The 4,045-nt window shown below is 64.6% G+C and carries 2 protein-coding genes; one reads left to right on the top strand and one right to left on the bottom strand.

The features are described from left to right. Positions 1-2,053: AAA family ATPase (locus tag ABNS06_RS00580; protein WP_348671952.1), on the top strand; the 2,053-nt coding region annotated here is incomplete at its 5' end. 91 nt (positions 2,054-2,144) lie between these two features. Here ABNS06_RS00580 and ABNS06_RS00575 read toward each other — a convergent pair. Beyond that, the gene (locus tag ABNS06_RS00575; protein ID WP_348671950.1) at positions 2,145-3,587 is read right to left on the bottom strand and encodes an HAD family hydrolase; all 1,443 of its coding nucleotides are present in this window, start codon (positions 3,585-3,587) and stop codon (positions 2,145-2,147) included. Between the last annotated feature and the right edge of the window lie 458 nt (positions 3,588-4,045).

The following is a 4,045-nucleotide window of genomic DNA, read 5'->3' as shown; positions in this document are numbered from 1 at the left end:
CGACGAGGAAATCCGCCGCGTCATCCAGGTGCTGTCTCGCCGGACCAAGAACAACCCGGCGCTGATCGGACGCCCCGGTGTCGGCAAGACCGCCATCGCCGAGGGGCTGGCCCAGCGCATCATTGACGGTGAAGTCCCTGAAGGCCTGCGCGACAAGCGTCTGTTGTCGCTGGATCTGGGCGCGCTGATCGCCGGCGCCAAGTTCCGCGGCGAGTTCGAGGAACGGCTCAAGTCCGTGCTCAAGGACCTGTCCAAGCAGGAAGGCCGGATCATCCTGTTCATCGACGAAATCCATACCCTGGTCGGCGCCGGCAAGGCGGAAGGCGCCATGGACGCCGGCAACATGCTCAAGCCCGCGCTGGCGCGTGGCGAACTGCACTGCATCGGCGCCACCACGCTGGACGAGTACCGCGAGAACATCGAAAAGGATGCCGCGCTGGAACGTCGCTTCCAGAAGGTCGTCGTCGACGAGCCGTCGGTGGAGGACACCATCGCCATTCTGCGCGGACTCAAGGAGCGTTACGAGGTGCACCACGGCGTCGAGATCACCGACCCGGCCATCATCGCGGCCGCGCGGCTGTCGCACCGGTACATCTCCGACCGGCAGTTGCCGGACAAGGCCATCGACCTGATCGACGAGGCCGCCAGCCGGATTCGCATCGAGATCGATTCCAAGCCCGAGGCCATGGACCGCCTGGAGCGGCGCATCGTCCAGCTCAAGATCGAGCAGGAAGCGCTGAAGAAGGAGTCCGACGACGCTTCGCGCAAGCGCCTGGAGTCGCTGAAGACCGACATCGCCAAACTGGAACGCGAGTACTCCGACCTGGAGGAAATCTGGAAGTCGGAGAAGGCCAGCGTCCAGGGCGCCTCCAGCATCAAGGAGGAACTCGAACGCGCCCGCATCGAGCTGGAGCACGCCCGGCGTGCCGGTGATCTGGGGCGGATGTCCGAGTTGCAGTACGGGCGCATCCCGGAACTGGAGCGTCAGCTCGCCGAGGCGCAGGCCGCCGGCGATGGTGAACAGCGCAAGTTCCAGCTGCTCAAGAGCCGCGTGACCGACGAGGAAGTCGGCGAGGTCGTGTCCAAATGGACCGGCATCCCTGTCGCCAAGCTGATGGAGGGCGAGCGCGAAAAGCTGCTGCAGATGGAATCCGTGCTGCACGAACGGGTCGTCGGCCAGGACGAGGCGATCTCCGCCGTGGCCAACGCCATCCGCCGCTCCCGCGCGGGCCTGTCCGATCCATCCAAGCCGGTGGGCAGCTTCCTGTTCCTGGGGCCGACCGGGGTTGGCAAGACCGAGCTGTGCAAGACGCTGGCCGGCTTCCTGTTCGATTCGACCGAGAACCTGATCCGCGTCGACATGAGCGAATTCATGGAGAAGCACTCGGTGTCCCGGCTGATCGGCGCCCCGCCCGGTTACGTCGGCTACGATCAGGGCGGTTATCTGACCGAGGCCGTGCGCCGCAAGCCCTACTCCGTGCTGTTGCTGGACGAGGTGGAAAAGGCGCACCCGGACGTGTTCAACATCCTGTTGCAGGTGCTGGACGACGGCCGCCTGACCGATGGTCAGGGCCGCACCGTGGACTTCCGCAACACCGTCGTGGTGATGACTTCGAACCTCGGCAGCAACCTGATCCAGGATCTGTCGTCGGGCGACGAGGACAACAGCTACGCGGCAATTCGCGAGGCGGTTCTGGAAGTGGTGCGGCAGCAGTTTCGGCCGGAGTTCGTCAACCGCATCGACGAAGTGGTCGTCTTCCACCCGCTGGCCAAGGATCAGATCCGCAACATCGCGCTGATCCAGGCTCAGGGGCTGATGGCGCGGCTGGCCGAACGCGACCTGTCGCTGTCGTTCACCGACGCCGCGCTCGACCGGCTGGCCGACGCGGGCTTCGACCCGGTGTACGGCGCCCGGCCACTCAAGCGGGCGCTGACCCAGCTCGTGGAAAACCCGTTGGCCAACCGGATTCTCGCCGGCGACTTCGCACCCGGAACGACCATCCGCATCGAGACCGGCGACGACGGGTTCGAGTTTCGTGCCGAGGCCGCCTGAGCCCGAGCAACGGATCGGTGGGGGAACCCTCCGATCCAAAGTTGCCCGAGGTGATGGGCGACCTCCGCCGCGGTGACAGGCCGGCGCGCTGCTAGGGCGTGCCGGCGTCGTCCCGGTCGATCCGGCGCGCAGTTCGCAGAATGTCGCGGAGCTCGTGCCGGGCCCGGAACAGGCCGAATGCGATGAATGCTCCGGTGGTCCAACTCAACATCGAACCGGTCGGGTCCGCGATCAGAAATGCCCCGACCAGTGCGACATAAAGCGCCACACGAACAACCATCAGATTCGGCTGCAACCACTTCCGACCAAAACCGCGATAGATGTAATAGGGAATCCAGCGCGTGATCGCCAGGGTGGCCAGCGCCAGAATACCCGGCGCTGACGCCGGCACGACGATCAGGCAGGCGGTGACCCGGACAAACTGCAGCACAAGGTGCAGCCAGACACGCGTCGCGTAGTCCACGCGGTTGAACACCCGGTAGATCAGGTGCAACACCACGAGACCCGCCATCCAGACCGCGAACAGGGCCATCGTCGATCGCGGCGGGTCCAGCAGGACAATCCCGCCAGCTCCCAGAACCGCGGCCCAAACCCACGGTTGCACGACCGGCATCGCAGCCGCGTGTGAGAAGTACGCATTCGAGAGTTTCGGATTCGATTCGAAACGCTCACCACAACGATCATTGTCGACATATCCCTGCTCGTAAATCGCCCAGAACGAAACCAGCAACAAGGCCAGACCGGCCAGATGAAGCATCGGCGCCGACGCGAGCGTGACCGTCGCCAGCGCCCAGTACGCGTAGTCGTCGAGCAGGATGCCGCGTCGCAGATAGTGCTTGCCGGGTCGCTTCACCTTGCTGGTGTAATCGAACGGCAGGTAAACCCGGCTGAGGGCGTGTTGATACCGCGCGTCGGGCCATTGCGTGAAGACCGGGTGCCCTGCCTGATCCAGTACGGGCAGATCGGCGCCGGAGTCGGTCACCACCATGGCCGCGGCCAGCGTCTGGCGACCCAGGCGCGCATCGATCAGCGCGAGCTTGCCATCGCGCCGATCCCGTGTCCCACGCAGCGAGCAGGCTACCAGTTCAACGTCATGCCAGCCCATTGCGTCGAGCAGTGGTCGGATGATCGGCTCGAAGCCGATGCTGACCACGACAACGCGCTGCGGCCCCGTCCGCAGCGCGGCGGACAATGGCTTGTTCAGCCAGTCCGCCCCCTGCCGAGCCGCGTAACGATGCCAGCGGCGCCATTGCAACGGTGCGCACAACAGCACCGTACGGATTCGCCAAATGTCCCGCGTCGGCTCGCCGCCACCGCTCCACCGCCACGGCTTGATGACATCCAGAACCCGGAGAAGAATCGCGATCAGTAGCCCAGGAAATGCCTGGTCGATGAATGCTTCCGTGGAGTTGCGCAGCCACAGCGTCTCGTCGAAATCCACCAGAACGGTGCCGTCGTGTGCTTCAACCTGACGCAACGCCGCGTCCGGCGAACGGGTGTGTTCGGCCGCAGGTGTAGCGGACTCATCATTCATTGATCGGACCCTGCGGAGGGTGGGACTGGCTGACCGATCTCGGTTCCCGTCACGGTCAGCACAACGTTCTGATCCACCAAGCGTACCGACGCCGTTGTGACAAACGTGTGAGCAATCGACATTGCCGACAAGCAGCCGGCGGTATCCTGAAGCCTCAGCAGCCGGCTCCGTCGCCCTCGGTCAGAATCATTCCCACCATACCCGCCATCGACATCTGCGGAGTATTCCACGGCGCCGGCACACGTGATGGGCCGAGGTGGAGGGCTATAGCCCCTGCTCGATTGCGATAACGCTGCAAGCGTCGCCCATCATCAGGCGATTGGCGATCTCGCGCCCGATTAGCAGATCCAACCGCTACCGGAGGCTTCGCAGCGTCAGTTCCGACGGTTTTTCAGCGAGGATTTGAAGGGCACCGGCGAATGGCAATCCGCGATCGTGGTTCCTTTCCCACCCGACCT

It is taken from the genome of uncultured Abyssibacter sp., assembly GCF_964000955.1.
Lineage (GTDB): Bacteria > Pseudomonadota > Gammaproteobacteria > Nevskiales > OUC007 > Abyssibacter.
Note: the sequence above shows the minus strand (reverse complement) of the source record. Positions and strands in the feature narration are given on the sequence as shown.